Below are 19,306 nucleotides of genomic sequence, written 5' to 3' on the forward strand. Positions count from 1 at the left end.
AGCTACACCTAACTGTTCTAACACAGTTGATATTGTAGTATTGCCAGCAATTCAGCCTAACTTTAGTTTAACTGCTAGTGTAGATAATATTTGTAATGGTAGCACATTGGGTGAAATTACGATTACAGAGGTAAGCAATAGTATAAACCCATTAACATATACTATTAGTCCAGATCCTAACACAGTTGGAGCCACTACGAATAAAGTATTTGGTAATTTACCAGCAGGTACATATACTATTACAGGAACTGGAACTAACTCTTGTGTAGTAAGTCAGAACATTACAATTAATGAGAACACAGCAGTTGATATATCTGGAGCTGTCACAGTAGCAGAATTCGGATGTACAACTGGAAATGTTACAAATAATGCAATAGTAACTGTTGATCCGGCATCAATAACAGGAGGAACAGGAACTTATGTACGTTATGAGTTTGTATACACTCCAGGAGGCGGTGGTACAGTTGAGAGTCAAGATGGTTCGAATCCTGTATTTAGTACAACAAATGAATCTGGAGGTACGGTAGTTATTACAGTGTATGATGATAATAATTGTACAGCAACTACCAATGCAGTAATAGCGCCATTCAATGCAATGACAGTACCAGTAGTTTCAATTGATAAAGATATCGATTGTGCAACAGGAGAGAATATAACGATAAGTTTCACCTCTGTTTCAGCTATACCGAATGTTGAGTATAGTGTAACAGGAATAAATGGAACAACATATCCAAGAACAACTCAAACAGCTCCAGCAGCAAATCCAGAACAATTTATAGGTTTAGCTACAGGAAGTTATGAGATAGAAATTTTCAACCCAACAACAGGATGTAGATTAACAACAACACATCAAGTTGATGCTGCACCAGTATTTAACTTAGATGTAGACAAGACGTCAGATGTTAGCTGTGTAGGAACGGCGACTGGATCGTTTAATTTTGACTTCAGTACATCAAGTCCTTATGGAGATACATATAATTATGAAGTTTTTGATGTTGCAACTGGTTTAAGTACTGGAATTACTGGTACAGGAGTAACCGGAGCTTCAGGAGTTACGAACTTGAGTGTTGGAAGTTACTATGTTGTAGTAACACAAACAGCGAGTCCTTTCTGTCCAATTACTTCTCCAATAGTTACAATTGATGAGCCAACGGCTGTATTAGACTTTACAACGGCTATAGGTCCAGTAAGTTGTAACGGAGGAAATGATGGAAGTCTTACAATCACTGGAGTTGATGGTTGGGGAGGATATGAATATGAAGTAGAAAATTCATTAGGAACAATTGTAAGAGCTTACAGTAATGATAATGTATTTAATGGATTATCAGCAGACACTTATACGATTCGAGTGAGAGATGCTAATGGATGTATTGATACAGATACAGCCGTAATAGCAGATCCAGTATTAGTGAGTTTCAGTTTAACAAAAGATGATAGCGCATGTAATGCTACTACAGGAGGAAGTATCACTGTAACACCAGCAGGAGGAACAGGAAACTATACTTATGTATTAACGAATACAGTTTCAGGGTTAGATATTCGTACGGAAACAGGAACAGGCGTGTTTACGTTTACAAACTTGGCAGCAGGTTCTTATGAAGTAACAGTATCTGATAGTAACAACTGTAGTGTAAGTGCGCAATCAATGACTTTGTTACCGAGTTTAGACTTTATTGTAACTCAAACAAAGAATATTGACTGTAGTGCTAGCCCTGACGGAATAGTATCAGTTGAAATTACTTCAGGATCAGGAACGTATGAGTATTCAGTTGTTAACAGTTTAGGTGCAACAATTGTTACTCAAACGACAACAGGAGGTACTGCGGTAACATTCAATGTAGCAACAGCAGATACCTATACTGTTGAAGTATTTGATATGGGAGCTACGCCTAATTGTTCAAACACAGTAGATATTGAAATATTGTCAGCAATTCAGCCAAACTTTAGTGCAGCCGCAACCGTTGATAATATTTGTAATGGAAGTAGTACTGGAGAAATTTTAATTACAGAAATTAATACTAGTATTAACCCACTTACATATACTATTAGCCCGGATCCAAATGCCGTAGGTTCAACTACAAATAAGTTATTTACTAATTTACCTGCGGGAGTATATACAATTACTGGAACAGGAACTAATTCTTGTACATTCAGTCAAAATGTTACAATTAACGAGAATACAGCTGTTGATATTTCAGCTGCAATAACAGTGACAGAATTTGGATGTACTACTGGAAATGTTACTAATAATGCTGTAGTGACAGTCGATCCAGCTTCAATAACAGGAGGTACTGGAACTTATGTTCGTTATGAGTTTGTATACATTCCAGCAAGTGGATTAGGTGAAACACAAAACAGTACTAGTAATACATTTGCGTTAGGAGATGAAACAGGTGGTATGGTAACTGTTACAGTTTACGATGATAACGGATGTTCGGCAGTAGCTAACGTTACTGTAGCCCCATTTGGTAAATTAGAAACAGCTGATGTTACAGTTGATAAAGCAATTGATTGTGCTACAGGTGAAGACATCACAGTAACCTATACATCGAGTAACCCTATTCCAGCAGCAGATATAAGCTATACAATTACTGGTGGAAATACAGGGTTTACTGCAACGAATGCAACAGGGGTGTTTACGAACTTAGCAACGGATATTTATAGTGTAGAGGTAACAAATTCAGCTACAGGATGTGTATTAGAAACGGCACATGAAGTATTGGATGAACCTAATTACATTATTGATATAAATAAATTAAGTAATGCTTCTTGTTTAGGTTCAAGTACAGGAGAGATATCATTTGAATTTAGTTCTACAACTCCATACACAGGAAACTATAATTATGAGGTTTACCAATCAAATGGTACAACTACTGGAATTACAGGAGCGGGTGTTACAGGTGTAACCACAGCAAACGGATTGGCAGCTGGAAGTTATTATGTTGAATTAACTATGACAGATACTCCATTCTGTCCTGTTCGTTCAACAAACGTAACAATTGAAGAGCCTTCAACGGCATTAACAATTACGGCAACCCCTTCATTAATTAGTTGTGTTGGTCCTAACTCTGGTGAAGTTGCATTAGCAGCTAACGGAGGATGGGGAACTTATGAGTTTGAGTTAGTGAATACAACTACAGCAACAACAATTCAAAATTTTGATGCAAATAATGTTATTGATGGATTAAATGCAGGTCAATATACCGCTACAGTAAGAGATCTTAATGGATGTACAGTAACAGAAACATTTGAGTTGTTAGACCCAACTGCTATTACAGCAACAGCAACAGCTACACCAAATCAGTGTAATGGAGAACAATCTGCCTCAATAACTGTTACGAATCCAACAGGAGGACAAGGATCTCCAATTGAATATACGTATACATTGACATATCCGAATGGAACAGTTTCAGCAAATCAGTCAAGCAATGTGTTTACTGGTTTAGAAGCAGGAGATTATGTTATTACGGTTTATGACGATTATTCATGTCGTAGTAACCCAATTAATGTAACAATTACTGATCCAACCAGAGTTATTGCTCAGGCAATTATATTAGAAGAAATTACTTGTAACAGAAACCAATCAACCATTGAAGTTAGTGGTTCAGGAGGTGCTGGAGGTTATACATTTAGTACTGATGGAACAAACTTTGTAGCAGGAAACATATTTAATGTTGATGCAGGTAGACATAACTTCTATGTAATGGATGCTAATGGATGTATTTCTGATCCATTCTCACTAGTAACAGTTGATCCTTATGAAGATTTAGCTTCTAGATTAAATATTGAATCAGGATTTGTTACTTGTAATGGAGAGGATAATGGAGTTCTTTCGGCTACCGTAACTGGAGGTTTAGGAAATTACCAATATGAATTATTGGATTCTTCAGGAGGTATCTTTAGACCAATTCAAGATTCAAATATGTTCTCTAACTTACCAATAGGAATCTATAGTATTAGAGTTTATAGTACTAATGGTAATGGAGATGTATGTAATGTAGAAACAGTAACACATGAAATTGTTCAGCCAGAAGTATTAACAGTAGCAGAAACTCATACTCATGTTAGTTGTAATGGTGGTACCGACGGTACTATAACAGTTAACGCTGGTGGTGGAAATGGAGGTTATGAATATAATATTAGCCCAATTTTCGACCCTAACAAGTTCGTTGATTATAATGTATTTGAAGATTTACCACCTGGTGATTATGTAATTACTGTTAAAGATAGTGTAGGATGTTACGATGTTATTCAGGTTACCATTGCTGAACCTACAGCAGTTAATTTAGCATTGGTTGATGTAACACAGCAGGTATGTGCTACTGATCCAAGTCCTACTATTACAATTGAAGCTACTGGTGGATCAGTGCCAGGAGGAACAGTTTCTTATACAGTTAGTATTAATGGTATTCCGTTACCAGGATCATATCCAGAAGGAACAATCGTTTTAGGAGCTGCTGAAGGAATTGAAGATGATCAAGTGTATGGTATTTCAGTACAACCATTAAATAGTTCGTGTACACCAACACCATTAAATACAGCAGTAACAACAACTAAGGCAATTGATTTAGTACTTGAGTCACGATTAACATATAACTGTCCTACAGGAAATGTGTTAAACGCAAATGTACAAGATGAGTATAGAGGTCTGGTTCTTTACAGGCTGTTTGATTCAACTGGTGCGGTGTATGATGCCAATGATACAGGAATATTCGAGAATATAGCTCCTGGAAGTGGATATAGATTAGAAGTTGAACATAGAGATCACGGATGCCCTGTTTCAATGGATATTGAAGAAGTTAGAGATATTCAAGCATTACAATTATTTGTAGATGACTCTGAAAGAAATAAACTCATCGCTTCTGGAGACTTTGGATTACCACCTTATGAATTTAGTTTCGATGGAGGCAGCTTCAGTTCTAATAATGAAATGACAATCTTAGAAACTAGAGATTACAGCGTAATTATTAGAGATGCTAGAGGTTGTGAGGTAGAGCTGACAGTTGAAGGAGTTTATATTACAATTGAAGTTCCTAACTTGTTTACACCTGATGGAGATGGAGTAAATGATTATTGGTACCCAATAAATGTAGAAGACTACCACGGTGTTAGAGTATATATCTACGATAGATATGCTCGTAGAATAACTGAGTTCCAAGGATCACAACAAGGTTGGGACGGAACTTATCAAGGAAGAGAATTGCCATCAGGTGATTACTGGTATACTATTTACTTTAAAGAGTTATCAGGTCAAGAGAGAAAAACAATGGGTCACTTTACATTATATAGATAAGAATGAAAAAGATATTTCTAATAATTAGTATTATTTGTTGCAGTATAAAAGTATCTGCGCAAGAGGTTGATTTACCGCAGTATGTGAGCCATTTAGCTGATAACCCATTTTTAATATCTCCAGCTTATGCAGGAATAGGAACTGGGTTGCAGATTAGATTAAATGGAGTTAGCCAATGGATTGGTGTAAAGGAGGCTCCTGATACACAATCGCTTTCTATTGAGGCGCGTATTTCAGATACTTTTGGTGGAGGAATTACTGTGTTTAACGATAAAAATGGATTTACATCTCAGCAAGGAGCACGTTTGTCATTAGCAAAGCACCTAACATTAAGTGATTTTCATGATAGCTTTTTATCATTTGCTTTGACGTATAGTTATACGCAATTTAACATTGATACTTTTGATAATAATACTTCTCAAGTATTACCCAATAGAGTGTTAGGAAGTTCAAATTTTGATGTGGGAATGCTTTATCGTTATGAACGCTTTAGCATTAGTGCAAATGTGGTAAACTTATTGGATAGAAAGATTGAGGACTTTGAGTCTAACGAGCCAAAAGTTCTTAGAAAGTATAATATCTTCGGGTCATATGTATTTTCGAGAATCAGCCGTAATTTTGAGTTAGAGCCTTCAGTTTTGGTAGAGTATAGAGAGTTTGATAAACGTTCTAGAACAGATGTTAACTTGAAAGCGCGTAGAGGTGTAAGAGATGGATATGTATGGGCAGGATTAAGTTATACTTTCTTAAATGATCAGTTTTTTACTCCAAATGCTATCGCGCCTTTGTTCGGTTTAAAGAAAGGTAGTTTTTATGCTTCTTACGGGTTTAGTATAAATGTGAATAGAACGCAAGACTTTAACTACGGAACGCATATGATTACTTTAGGTTTCGATTACGAAAGAAGACCTAGTTTAGCACGTTGTACGCAAAAGATGGTAATTTTCTAAAGGAAAAATTTAATATAAAGTTTAAAATCCTCAAGATTTCATAGAATCTTGAGGATTTTCTTTTTCTTTGCAGTAATGAGTATGAATAATCAAGAATCGATCAATCTCAACAAATTTATTAGTAGTACTGGTATTTGTTCAAGGCGAGATGCAGAAAAGTTTATTATTGAAGGTAGGGTAACTATAAATAACGAAGTTGCTCAGCTCGGAAATAGAGTATTTGAAGGAGATATTGTCAAAATTGATAACAAACCATTAAAGGCAAAGCCTAAAACTCTTTACATAGCCTTAAATAAACCTATTGGAATTGTTTGTACAACAGACAGTAAAGAAAAAAAGAATATAGTGAAATTTGTTGGGCACCCTGAACGATTATTTCCTATAGGAAGATTAGACAAACCTTCTGAAGGTCTTATTTTTTTGACGAATGATGGAGATATAGTTAATAAGATTTTAAGAGCAGGAAACAACCATGAAAAAGAATACATTGTGACCGTTGATAAACCATTTGATGAACGATTTATACAACGTATGTCCAATGGAGTTCCAATTTTAGGGACAGTAACGAAAAAATGTAAGGTTGAAAGAATTAATAATAAAACATTCAGAATTGTACTAGTTCAAGGTTTAAATCGCCAAATTAGACGTATGTGTGAATATTTGGGGTTTGAAGTTAAGAAGTTAAAGCGTACCAGAATTATGAATGTCACGATAGGAAACTTGAAGACAGGAGAGTGGAGAGAATTAAGTAAATCGGAAATGGAACAAATTAACCGATTAGTATCCAAATCATCAAAAACAGAAGAAGCTTCCTTAAACACATCTAAAAAGAAAAAATTACCACATAAAAAAGACATAAAGAGCAAATTTGGTAGAAAAAGAAAATAAAAATGGAGCTGATTAGATGCTACATTTCTTAAGAATCAAGTTAAAAGTTGATAACAATAAGAAACTTTTAACTTTCTACTTTTCAACATTAAACTTACATACGTATCTTTGTCGACTATGCAGTTTGATTTAAAAATAAAAGATCCTAAAAGTAAAGCCCGTGCTGGAGTTGTTACTACAGATCACGGAACTATAGAAACTCCAATTTTTATGCCTGTAGGTACAGTAGCTACAGTAAAAGGAGTACATCAATCAGAGCTTAAAAACGAAATTAATCCTGATATAATTTTAGGAAATACCTATCACTTATATTTGCGCCCACAGACTGACATTCTCGAACAGGCAGGAGGATTACATAAGTTCATGAATTGGGACAGAAGTATTTTAACCGATAGTGGTGGATATCAAGTATACTCGCTCTCTGGGAGAAGAAAAATTAATGAAGAAGGCGTGAAGTTCAAAAGCCATATTGATGGATCATTACACTTTTTTACTCCTGAAAATGTAATGGAAATTCAACGTACCATCGGTGCTGATATTATAATGGCTTTTGATGAATGCACACCTTATCCTTGTGATTATGGTTATGCTAAACAATCGATGCATATGACGCATAGATGGCTAAAACGCTGCATCAATCATTTAGAAAAAGTTCCTACCAAATACGGATACAATCAAACACTTTTTCCTATTGTTCAAGGAAGTACTTATACCGATTTAAGAAAACAATCTGCTGAGTTTATTGCATCGGTAGAGGCGGAGGGAAATGCTATTGGAGGATTATCAGTTGGAGAACCTGCTGAAGAAATGTATGCGATGACTGATGTTGTTTGTAGCATTTTACCTGAAGATAAACCGCGCTATTTAATGGGAGTTGGAACACCTATAAATATCCTTGAAAATATTGCTTTGGGTGTTGATATGTTTGATTGTGTAATGCCAACAAGAAATGCGAGAAATGGAATGTTATTTACGGCACATGGAACCATTAATATTAAAAATAAGAAATGGGAAAATGATTTTTCTCCTATAGATGAAATGGGAATTACCTTTGTTGATACCATGTATTCAAAAGCCTACCTAAGGCACCTATTTGCAGCAAGAGAAATGCTTGGTAAGCAAATAGCCTCTATTCATAATCTTGGTTTTTATCTTTGGTTGGTTCGAGAAGCGAGAAAGCATATCATAGCTGGAGATTTTTCAGAATGGAAAGATAAAATGGTTAAACAAATGAACAAACGTTTGTAGGTTGAAGCTTTTAGATAGATACATATTAAAGAGGTATTTGGCAACATTTTTATTTACCTTACTTATTCTAATACCAATTGCTGTTGCCATTGATATTGCTGAAAAGATAGACAAGTTTTTGAGGCATGAAAACTTATCTTTATTCGAAGTAGTAAATGATTATTATAAAAATTTTATTATTTACTATGCCAACACTTTTATGCCTTTAGCACTGTTTATTGCAGTTATTTTATTTACATCTAAGCTAGCTAATAATACCGAAATTGTTGCAATAAATAGTTCACAAGTATCGTTTACTCGTTTTTTATACCCATACTTCATAGGAGCCACAATTATAACTATTGTGGCGTTGTTTATGAATCATTTTTTTGTCCCAAATAGTAGTAAAACAAGAAGAGTTTTTGAAAAGAAATACCTTTCAAATAAAAAATACGAGGATAAAACAGTACGGGATTTTAGTTTACAGTTAAATGATAGTACTTATATTTTTATTCAAAATTTTAATTTGGAAAGAAATTCAGGATATAATTTTTCTAAGGAAATATATGATGGAATTCATTTAAAATACAAAATTTTTGCGGATAACTTTAGTTGGAATAAAAAAGACAGTACTTTTAAATTATATAACTGGAAAGAGAGAAAAGTATTCAAAGAAAGGGACAGTATTTTCACTGGAAACTCTATGGACACTACCTTTGCATTTACTCCAAATGACTTAAATTACAAGTCCATAATTGCTCAAGAAATGAGATCGGGTGAATTAAAAGACTTTATTAATATTTCTAAGAAGAGGGGAATTAAAAACCTTAATGCTTACTACGTTGAACTGTATAAAAGAACCAGTTTACCTATAGCTTCTTACATTTTGACTCTAATAGCGGTGGCACTTGCTCATAAGAAAAAGAGAGGAGGACTGGGAGTTAATTTAGCCTTAGGTATTGCTGCTATGTTTATTTATGTATTCTTTATGAAAATTGGGGAAGTATTAGGAGCGGTAGCTGGAGCAAACCCGTTGATTAATGTTTGGATGCCAAACATTATGTTCGGTATATATGCAATTTATCTATATTGGAATGCAAGGAAATAAGTTAAAGAATTATTTACACCTACATTTTATTGTTTTTATCTGGGGGTTTACAGCAATTCTTGGAGCATTAATTACCATTGATGCAATTCCATTAGTTTGGTTTAGAATGCTTATGGCTGTAGGTTTTATCCTATTATATTTTTTTATAAAAGGAGAAAATTTAAAGATAGATTCAAAAGCCATATACAAATTTATTTTTTCTGGAATAATAATAGCCATTCATTGGATTACCTTTTTCAAAGCAATAAAGGTTTCTAACGTATCAGTAGCATTAGTAACCATGAGTACTGGTGCCTTTTTTACATCGATGATTGAGCCTATTTTCTTCAAAAAAAGGGTACAAGCGGTTGAAATTTTGCTTGGATTATTGGTTGTCTTGGGCTTATACATAATTTTTAATTTTGAAAGTAAATATACTCTGGGGATTGTATATGCACTAATATCGGCATTTTTATCGGCTCTATTTTCCGTTTTAAACGGGCTGTATATAAAAAAATACGAAGCAACGGTTATTTCTTTTTACCAATTATTATTTGGTGCAATAGGAATATCTATTTTCTTATTTTTTACAAATCAATTCTCCGTAGAATTTTTTAATTTGAAAAGCACAGATTGGTTCTACCTTGTTTTATTAAGTAGTTTTTGTACGGCTTACGCTTTTATAGCTTCAGTAAAGGTAATGAAGTATATAACACCCTATACTGTAATGCTAACAATTAACTTAGAGCCTATTTATGCAATAGTTTTAGCGCTGTTAATATTTGGAGAAAAAGAACAAATGAATCCCGAATTTTATTATGGAGCGCTAATTGTTTTATTAGTAGTTTTACTAAACGGAGTAATTAAAAACAGAAACGTGCTATCAAAAAAAATATCAGCAAAAAAAGAGTAAAAAAATCAATCAAATAAGTTCGCTGCATAAATTTTTAGTATGTTTGCCTTCACTAACAACTGAATATAATTAAGTAAAAAATCAAACTATAACACTATGGAATATTTAGATTTTGAAATGCCAATTAAAGAATTAAAGGAACAATTGGCAAAATGTTATGACATAGGAAAAGAAAGTGATGTAGATGTTACAGAGACTTGTAGCAAGATAGAAAAGAAATTAGAAGAAACTAAAAAGGAAATATACAAAAACTTAACCCCTTGGCAAAGAGTACAATTATCTCGTCATCCAAATAGACCATATACCTTAGATTACATTAAGGCGCTGTGTGGAGATACTTTTATGGAGTTACATGGTGATCGAAGTGTAAAAGACGACAAGGCAATGATTGGTGGTTTAGGAAAGATTGGAGATCAGTCTTTCATGTTCATTGGTCAACAAAAAGGATACAATACCAAAACACGTCAGTATCGTAATTTTGGTATGGCGAATCCAGAGGGGTATAGAAAGGCTTTACGTTTAATGCGTATGGCTGAGAAGTTTGGTATTCCTGTGGTAACTTTTGTTGATACTCCTGGAGCTTACCCAGGTTTAGAGGCTGAAGAAAGAGGACAAGGAGAAGCAATTGCGAGAAACATTTTTGAAATGTCTCGTTTAAAAACACCTATCATTACTATTATCATTGGAGAAGGAGCTTCAGGAGGAGCTTTAGGTATTGGTGTTGGAGATAAGGTATTTATGCTTGAAAACTCTTGGTATTCGGTTATTTCTCCAGAGAACTGTTCTTCTATTTTATGGAGAAGCTGGGAGCAAAAAGAAAAGGCCGCCGAAGCTCTCAAGCTAACAGCCAATGATGGAATGAAACTAAAAATCGTTGATGGAATTATCAAGGAGCCATCGGGAGGAGCTCATTCTGATAGAGAAGGAACTTTTGAGGCGGTAAGGAATCAAATCGTTTCAACTTACAATGAATTAAAGAATCTTGATATTACTAAAATGATAAATACTCGTATGGATAAATATGCCAATATGGGGGTTTTTAAGGAGTAGTAAAAGATCAAAATATAAAGATAAAAAGACCGAAAGTATGTATTTACTTTCGGTCTTTTTGATAATACCAAACATCTATACTTTTTTGCATTTCGCAGAAATTGACCAATTATCTGAAATGTAAACTATTAACTTATCGATAGAGAATTTTTATAAAAACAGAAGTTGTAAATGTAAATTGTTGATTTTTAATGTTTTATGTTTAGGTTTCGTTTTTAAGTTCGTAGAATGAAAAAATAAATAGTAATCGATTTGTTAAAAACTACTGGTCTCCCAAATAAAAAACTTAATTTTTTGTTAATTTCTGTCAAAGTTCCCTATATTAGCTGGTAATTAACAACTTAGGGAGGCTAAATGTTAACATTATATACTACTACTACAAATAATGTTAATGGCTTAAGAATTAAATTCATAGGTTCTAAATATTATTTAACGTCATCGATTTTGTAAGACTAAGATTTGATTCATGCAGTTTGTCTTTTTCGTCTTTAATTAGTGTAATTGCCCCTTAATATGCGCGTTATCTTCTTTTCAAGACGAAATTTTACGAAGTTTTTACAAAAGTTCTTGGAGAATTTTAAAAGAATAGCCACATCTATTTGATGAGGCTAGAAGTATATTAACAATATAACATATTGGTTAAGGATGATACAGTCAAACTTAGCAGTTGGGATGTTATTAAATGAATAATTAAGATGGAAAAACGCGTTAAAAGAAAACTTTCTACTTTAAATTCAGTAAATAATAATTTTATAAAATGTGTTCTTTTGGTTATCTTCTTTTTTGGAGGAATAACATCAGCAACAGCACAGTTAAGCGACTTACATTATTTACCCCCTTTAAAACAGGTAGCGGCCGGTGAAGGAGTAGATGCGCAAAGAGTGTATTTATCAACACCTGAAACTACGGCATTTAATGTAAATGTTTACCAAGGTACCAATGGAACTCCAATAACTACATTAACTGGGCTTTCTAATTCCAATTCTATTACTTATACTTTAGCAAATAGTGATAATAATATTACATTGGTTTCTAACGCGAATACTGGAGTGGTGTTGAGTACAGCAGGATTACGATTTGAGTCAACGGGAGGACAAGAGTTTTATGTCAATTATCGTGGAAGTCGTACGAGCCAAGGTACATCGCTAACGTCAAAAGGTAGAAGTGCTTTGGGAACCCAGTTCAAATGGGGAGGAATTCCTTTAAGATCTACAAGCACTGCCTCCCAGTCTGCCACATTGGGTATTATGGCAACTCAAGCAAATACTAATATAACTATTTCAGGATATGATCCGAATTGTGTGTTCAGACAGGGAACAAATGCAGCCGGTATTACGAGCAACACTATTAATATCACGTTAAATGCGAATCAATCCTATGTTCTTGAAGCGATTCTCGCTCAAGCTACTGCAAATGAGTCAGGATGGTTAGGTGCAAGTATCGTAGCAGATAAAGACATTGTAGTGAGTAATGGAGGAATGCTAAATATGGTTCTGGCAGGTTCTGCTTCAAGAGACTCTGGTATCGACCAAGCTGTTCCGGAAGATATCGTGGGAAGTGAATATGTTTTCGTACGTGGAAATGGAGCAAATGGGATGGAAATTCCAATTATTATTGCTATTCAAGACAATACTGAAATTTATGTAAACGGATCAGCTACACCCATTGCTACCATAAATAATGGAGACTTTTTTGAAATTCCCTCAACAAATTATTCAACGACATCGGCAGGAGGTAATATGTTTGTGACAACTTCGAACAGAGCTTATGCCTATCAAGCTTTAGCGGGTTCAACGTCAGAGGCAACAGGAGGGCTAAACTTTATTGCACCTGTAAGCTGTTTAATGCCTAAGACCTTAGATAATATACCTAACATACAGGATGTTGCAGGTGTAACTTTTACAGGAGGAGTAACTATTATTGCTTCAACAAGCACGCCTGATGGAAATATTACTGTTACAGATGGTGGAGGGGCTGTTACTTTACCAGCTTCTAATACAGTAGCAGGAACTTCTGACTGGAAAACCTTCTTTATATCCGGTTTAACAGGGAATGTAACTGTGAATTCGACAGGACCAATTTCGGTAGGATTCCTTGGAGCCAATGCTAGTGCAGGTGTTGCAGGTTATTTTTCTGGTTTTGATACAGCACCAGTTGTAGATGTACAAATAACAGGTGGAGGTTGCTTACCCAGTGGAACTGTAGAGGAAACCACAGGTGCTTTTGATGCTTATCAATGGTATATGGACGGTGTAGCCGTACCAGGAGCAACATCATCATCATATACTCCACCCGCGTATGTTACTTTTGCAGAGTTATATGTGCAGGTAACACAAGGAACTTGTTCTTTTAATTCAGATTCAATTTCGGTATATGACTGTGACCCAGATATAGTATTGACTAAAACAGCAGATGCAACAACTTATGGAATTGGAGATACGGTTACCTATACAATTACTGCCGAGAGTAAAGGTGTTGATCCTGTTACGAACTTAGTAATTACCGATATACTTCCTACTGGATTAACATTAGTCAGTGGAACCCCAACGGCTGGATCTTGGTCGTCTCCAAATTGGACAATTGGGACCATGAATTCTGGAGAAAAACATACGTTAACCTTAACAGCAACAGTAAATAATGATGTATTATCACATTATCTGGTGAATACAGTGACGAATTCACAAGATCAAGTTGATGGAAATAACACGGTCGATGATCCTTCGGAAACTATTCTTATTGATTTCGATGGAGATGGTTTGGCTGGAATAAATGATTTGGACTCAGATAATGATGGAATTTTGGATAGTAATGAAGGAACTTGTAAAGGAACATCTTCAAACCCTTTTACAAGTTTAGGTGCGGCAAGAAGTGTTGCTGTAGCTGGAGTGTATTACTTTGAGTTAAACGGGCAAACATTTTCAACATACGTAAATGAAAATGGGTATGTACAAGTAGCTATTGATTTTGGTAATGGTACTGGAAATTTACCTCAATCGACAAGTTTAACAAATTCCGCAAGAGGATTATTGTCCAATACCGCTTTGGCAGAACTAACAGATGCCAATGAAATTAGATTTGCATCATCCACAGGAGAAGTAGATCTAACCACTTCAAATGCTACTTTATTAACAAGGTTAGTTGCAGGACAAACTTTACACGGAGGAATCCCTGATAATGCAATTAACGAGGATTGGACAGGAACGCAGGAGCAATATTTGAGGGCAGATGCGAGCTGTACATCTACGCATGGAACAACTTTAGCAGCTAATATTTTTCATCCTTGTGGAAATTCTTTTACTGTACACTGGATACCTTCTTTGGGATCGGTTAGAGTTAGAAATGATTTAGGGGATATTGGAGCTACTGAATCTTTAACTTTATGGGTGAGAGCTCCAAACTCAAGTTGTGCAACCGATACAGATAGCGATCAAAGACCAGATTATTTAGATACTGATTCTGATAATGATGGTTGTTTTGATGCATTGGAAGGAGCAGGTTCATATAATCATACTCAGCTTTCTTCTGGAGCATTTACAGGAGGAGTAGATGGAAATGGAGTTCCTTCAACCACTTCGGGAGGACAAGCAACAACAGCAGCAGTAACCGATAATTCTGATAGCTCTGCATGTTGTCCTGTTTCAGTTTCTGGTTTTGCGGATATTGATTCTGATGGTGTAGCTGATATTTGTGATCAAGATAATGATAACGACGGTATTTTAGATACAAATGATAGTTGTAGTAGTCAGATTTTAGATTTAGGGAGTTTTGATGGACTATCAGCAGCCATAGGTGGAACACCAGTAACAAGTTCTATTGCACTTCCAGGTGCAGGAACAGGAGAAAATGTTGACTTGACCTTAACTCATAATGGAACTTCAGGAACAGTGAGTGCTGTGGCTACGGGTGGTATATTTTCTACAAGAGATCCGTCAGGAGATAATAGTATTATTCAATTCGGAACAATGAATGTAAACAGTACTCAAGAGAGTACTGCGCAATTTGATTTTGACACATTAATTAGTAATGTATCTTTTGCAATTACGGATATCGATGGAGGTAATGGAGCTGGACCAGAGATAGCAATTATTGAAGGCTATAATGATGGATCATTGGTTGCCACTCCAACCATAACTCTAGTATCAAATTCACCAATGCCATATCAAAGTGGAAACAACTTGTCAGGAAGCGGATCGAATTCAGCAAACACAATTCAAGTTTCTTTCAGTGAACCATTAGATAGATTGGTAATTAAGATTACTGGAGCTCAAACTTCGAACGTATCCTTAACAGTGTCAGTATTCAATATTAATTATACAGTTTGTAACGATACAGATTTAGATGGAACAAAAGATTATCTGGATGTTGATTCTGATAACGATGGATGTTATGATGCTTTAGAAGGATCAGGAAGTTATACAGACTCTCAATTGTCTTCAGGTGTATTCACTGGAGGAGTGGATGCCAATGGTATTCCATCAACAACATCTGGAGGTCAGGCAAGTACAGCGGCTGTAACCGATGACTCGGATAATACTACATGTTGTACCGTTTCTGTTTCTGGCTTTGATGATTTCGATTCTGATGGTGTGGCAGATTCTTGTGATTTAGATAATGATAATGATGGGATTTTAGATTCTGTGGAATGTACGTTAGAGACAGTGGTGCTTCCAATTAGTGTTTCAAGTACCGATAGTGACTTTAACTCTCCGGATAATGGAGGAGGTACGGCAGGTTCTCTAAATAATACAATTGATGGTGATTTAGGAACATTTATAGCAGATGTTGCTCCAAGTAGTGGGTATACTGATGTATCTTATACATTTCCGGAAACGGATATGAAAAAAATTAGAATATATAATAATGGAGGAGGAATTTTAGGCGATGCTCAGGCAATAAGTTATATTGGAGAAATAAGGTTATATGATGCATCAAATACCTTAAAAGCCGTTATTCCAGGTAAGGCAATTCCTAATGGAGATGCGGGAGGAAGTCCTTTCGAAATAGATGCTCTTTACCAAGATGTTACTCGAGTTGAATTTTTAAATTTATCGGGAATGACAAATGGAATTTGTTGGAGAGATATACAGCTTATTGCTAATGTCGATTCAGATGGTGATGGTACTCCTGATTGTTTTGATGTAGATAGTGATAACGACGGGTGTTATGATGCTTTAGAAGCAGCAGGTACATATAACCATACCCAATTATCATCTGGAGCTTTTACAGGCGGAGTTGATGCGGATGGAATTCCTACGGTTACTTCTGGAGGGCAAGCAACAACAGCTGCAGTAACAGATAATTCTGATAGTACGGCATGTTGTACTGCTTCAGTTTCTGGTTTTACGGATAGTGATTCCGATGGAGTAGTGGATTCATGTGATTTAGATAACGATAATGATGGAATTTTAGATAGTAATGAACAAGCATGTACTACAAGACAGGTCTGGGACTCAACTACTTCTACTGGAAGTATTGTAATAGGTGGAAAAACGGTTAATTTTACAACTTCCTTAACAGGGCCAGGTAGTTTTACAGGGTCAAATAATAGTTCGGGACATATTACTTTTGATAATAATAATACTCCTTCACCTCCGACAGTATGGACAATAACATTTGACACACCGGTTAGTTTTGAAGCATTTTCTAAAACTACAGGAGCTTGGTTTGATGATGGTGAAACTTGGAAAATAACTTCTTCAGGTGCTACGTTCACTGTAGATAACCCTGACAATTCTTTGAACATTGTCTCTGGAGTATATACAAATGAAGTGGTTTTTGGTTCTCCGGTTAGTGGTTCTAATGATAATAAACTTTGGAGCATTAAATCAAGTTTATTGACATCGGTAAGTATCAGTTATGAACAATCAGTGAATAATGCTGGGGCAATTCAAATAGCAGTTAATTGCATTGCTACGGATACTGATAATGATGGTACACCCGATTATTTAGATGTTGATAGTGACAATGATGGTTGTAACGATGTTTTAGAATCAGGTGGAACTGACGGAGATTCAGATGGTGACTTAGACGGGACAGGTTTTGATAGTAATGGTCAAGTAACAGGTGGTACAGGAGGTTATAATGGAGTAAATGGTAATGAAACTGAAGCTACTACCTTACAAGTTGATACCCAGCCTAGTGATGCAACTATCTGTTTAGGTACTAATGTTACTTTTACAGGAGCGGCTTCATCATTGAGTACGACAACCTATACAGGTACAGCACCTACAACCACTCCAGATTATAGTGGTAGCACGGCAGCTACGGCAGATTTAGTATATCAATGGCAAGAACAAGTAGGAGGAGCAGGAGCATGGAATAATATTACCAATGGAGGTATTTATAGCAATGCAACCACAGCAAGTTTAACATTGACAAATCCACTGATAGGAGCTTCAACTAATAAATATAGATTAGTAGTTACAAGTACGAAAAATGTATGTGCTAGTGTAACAAGTTCAGAAGCTACCTTAACAATTAATAATGTAACGGGAGGAACCATAGCAGCAAATCAAACGATTTGTTCAGGAGGAGATCCAGTAGCATTTACAGAAACAGTTGCATCCACAGGAGGTGGTACTTTAAGTTATCAATGGGAAAGCAGTACTGATGGATCTAGCTTTACACCAATAGGAGGAGCTACCAATACTACATATGATGTGGGGGTTCTTACCCAAAATATGTGGTATAGGAGAGAGGTTTCATCTTTATTAAATGGAGTTACTTGTACAACTTTGAGTAATGTTGTTCAAATTACAGTTGATCCAGTACCAACTATTAGTATAGATGATGTTACTGTTTCAGAAGGAACTACCGCAAATTTTACAGCAACATTAAGTCAGGCAATTGCTTGTGATGTTACTTTTGATGTAACTACTAGTAATGGAACAGCTACGGCAGGAGATGATTATACAGCACAGACAAGTCAAACTTATACCATTACTGCAGGAAGTACTACAGTAACTATTCCAATAGTAACTATAAATGATACTACCTACGAGCCAACAAATGAGACCTATACTGTTACGATGAGTAATGTTCAGACAGGAATAGGAAATTCGATCACTACAACAGACTTGGTAGGAGCCGGAACAATCACTGATTTAGGCGATAATGCACCAACAATAAGTATAGATGATATTACTGTTGCAGAAGGAAGTACAGCGAACTTTACCGCTACCTTAAGCAATCCCTCACAATATGATGTTACTTTTGATGTAAGTACGAGTGATGGTTCAGCCACGGCAGGCGATGATTATACAGCTCAAAGTAGTGTAAGTTATACGATTCCAGCAGGAAGTACTACGGTAACGATTCCAGTAGTAACGATCAATGATACTACGTATGAACCAACAAATGAGACCTATACCGTTACGATGAGTAACGTAAGTATTGGTTCAACTCCGGCAGAGGCAATAACAACAACTGACTTGGTAGGAGCCGGAACGATTACTGATTTAGGTGATAGTGCACCGACGATTAGTATTGATGATATAACCGTAGCTGAAGGAAGTACAGCAAACTTTACTGCTACCTTAAGTAATCCATCACAATATGATGTTACTTTTGATGTCACTACGAGTGATGGTTCAGCCACAGCAGGTGATGATTATACAGCTCAGAGTAGTGTAAGTTATACGATTCCAGCAGGAAGTACTACGGTAACAATTCCAGTGGTAACGATCAATGATACTACGTATGAGCCAACAAATGAGACGTATACTGTTACGATGAGTAACGTAAGTATTGGTTCAACTCCAGCAGAAGCAATAACAACAACAGACTTGGTAGGAGCCGGAACCATTACTGATTTAGGTGATAGTGCACCAACGATAAGTATAGATGATATTACGGTTGCAGAAGGAAGTACAGCAAACTTTACTGCTACCTTAAGCAAT

General features: G+C 35.7%; 8 protein-coding genes. All 8 read left to right on the top strand.

Translation table 11 applies throughout. The features are described from left to right. A partial coding sequence (locus ACKTTV_RS10030; RefSeq protein ID WP_408030708.1) for a T9SS type B sorting domain-containing protein occupies window positions 1-5,293 on the top strand: 5,293 nt, incomplete at its 5' end. A 2-nt stretch (window positions 5,294-5,295) separates the two neighbouring features. Beyond that, window positions 5,296-6,243, top strand: a complete 948-nt coding sequence (locus ACKTTV_RS10035; protein WP_408030709.1) for a PorP/SprF family type IX secretion system membrane protein — start codon at window positions 5,296-5,298, stop codon at window positions 6,241-6,243. 75 nt (window positions 6,244-6,318) lie between these two features. Beyond that, window positions 6,319-7,131 carry a 23S rRNA pseudouridine(2604) synthase RluF gene (gene rluF / locus ACKTTV_RS10040; RefSeq protein WP_408030710.1) on the top strand — a complete coding sequence of 271 codons (813 nt, stop codon included), beginning with the start codon at window positions 6,319-6,321 and terminating at the stop codon, window positions 7,129-7,131. A 117-nt stretch (window positions 7,132-7,248) separates the two neighbouring features. After that, on the top strand, window positions 7,249-8,379 hold the full coding sequence (gene tgt, locus ACKTTV_RS10045) for a tRNA guanosine(34) transglycosylase Tgt (protein WP_408030711.1): 1,131 nt from the start codon (window positions 7,249-7,251) through the stop codon (window positions 8,377-8,379). A 1-nt stretch (window position 8,380) separates the two neighbouring features. Next, window positions 8,381-9,466, top strand: a complete 1,086-nt coding sequence (locus ACKTTV_RS10050; protein WP_408030712.1) for an LptF/LptG family permease — start codon at window positions 8,381-8,383, stop codon at window positions 9,464-9,466. After that, window positions 9,453-10,358, top strand: coding sequence for a DMT family transporter (locus ACKTTV_RS10055; RefSeq protein WP_408030715.1), 906 nt, complete (start codon window positions 9,453-9,455; stop codon window positions 10,356-10,358). The genes ACKTTV_RS10050 and ACKTTV_RS10055 overlap by 14 nt, the downstream gene beginning before the upstream one ends. Window positions 10,359-10,454: 96 nt before the next feature. Further along, window positions 10,455-11,408, top strand: coding sequence for an acetyl-CoA carboxylase carboxyltransferase subunit alpha (locus ACKTTV_RS10060; protein WP_408030713.1), 954 nt, complete (start codon window positions 10,455-10,457; stop codon window positions 11,406-11,408). A 695-nt stretch (window positions 11,409-12,103) separates the two neighbouring features. Further along, window positions 12,104-19,306, top strand: a 7,203-nt coding sequence (locus ACKTTV_RS10065; protein ID WP_408030714.1) for a Calx-beta domain-containing protein, incomplete at its 3' end; no start/stop codon positions are given.

The organism is Tenacibaculum xiamenense, assembly GCF_964513065.1.
Taxonomy (GTDB): Bacteria; Bacteroidota; Bacteroidia; order Flavobacteriales; family Flavobacteriaceae; genus Polaribacter; species Polaribacter xiamenense.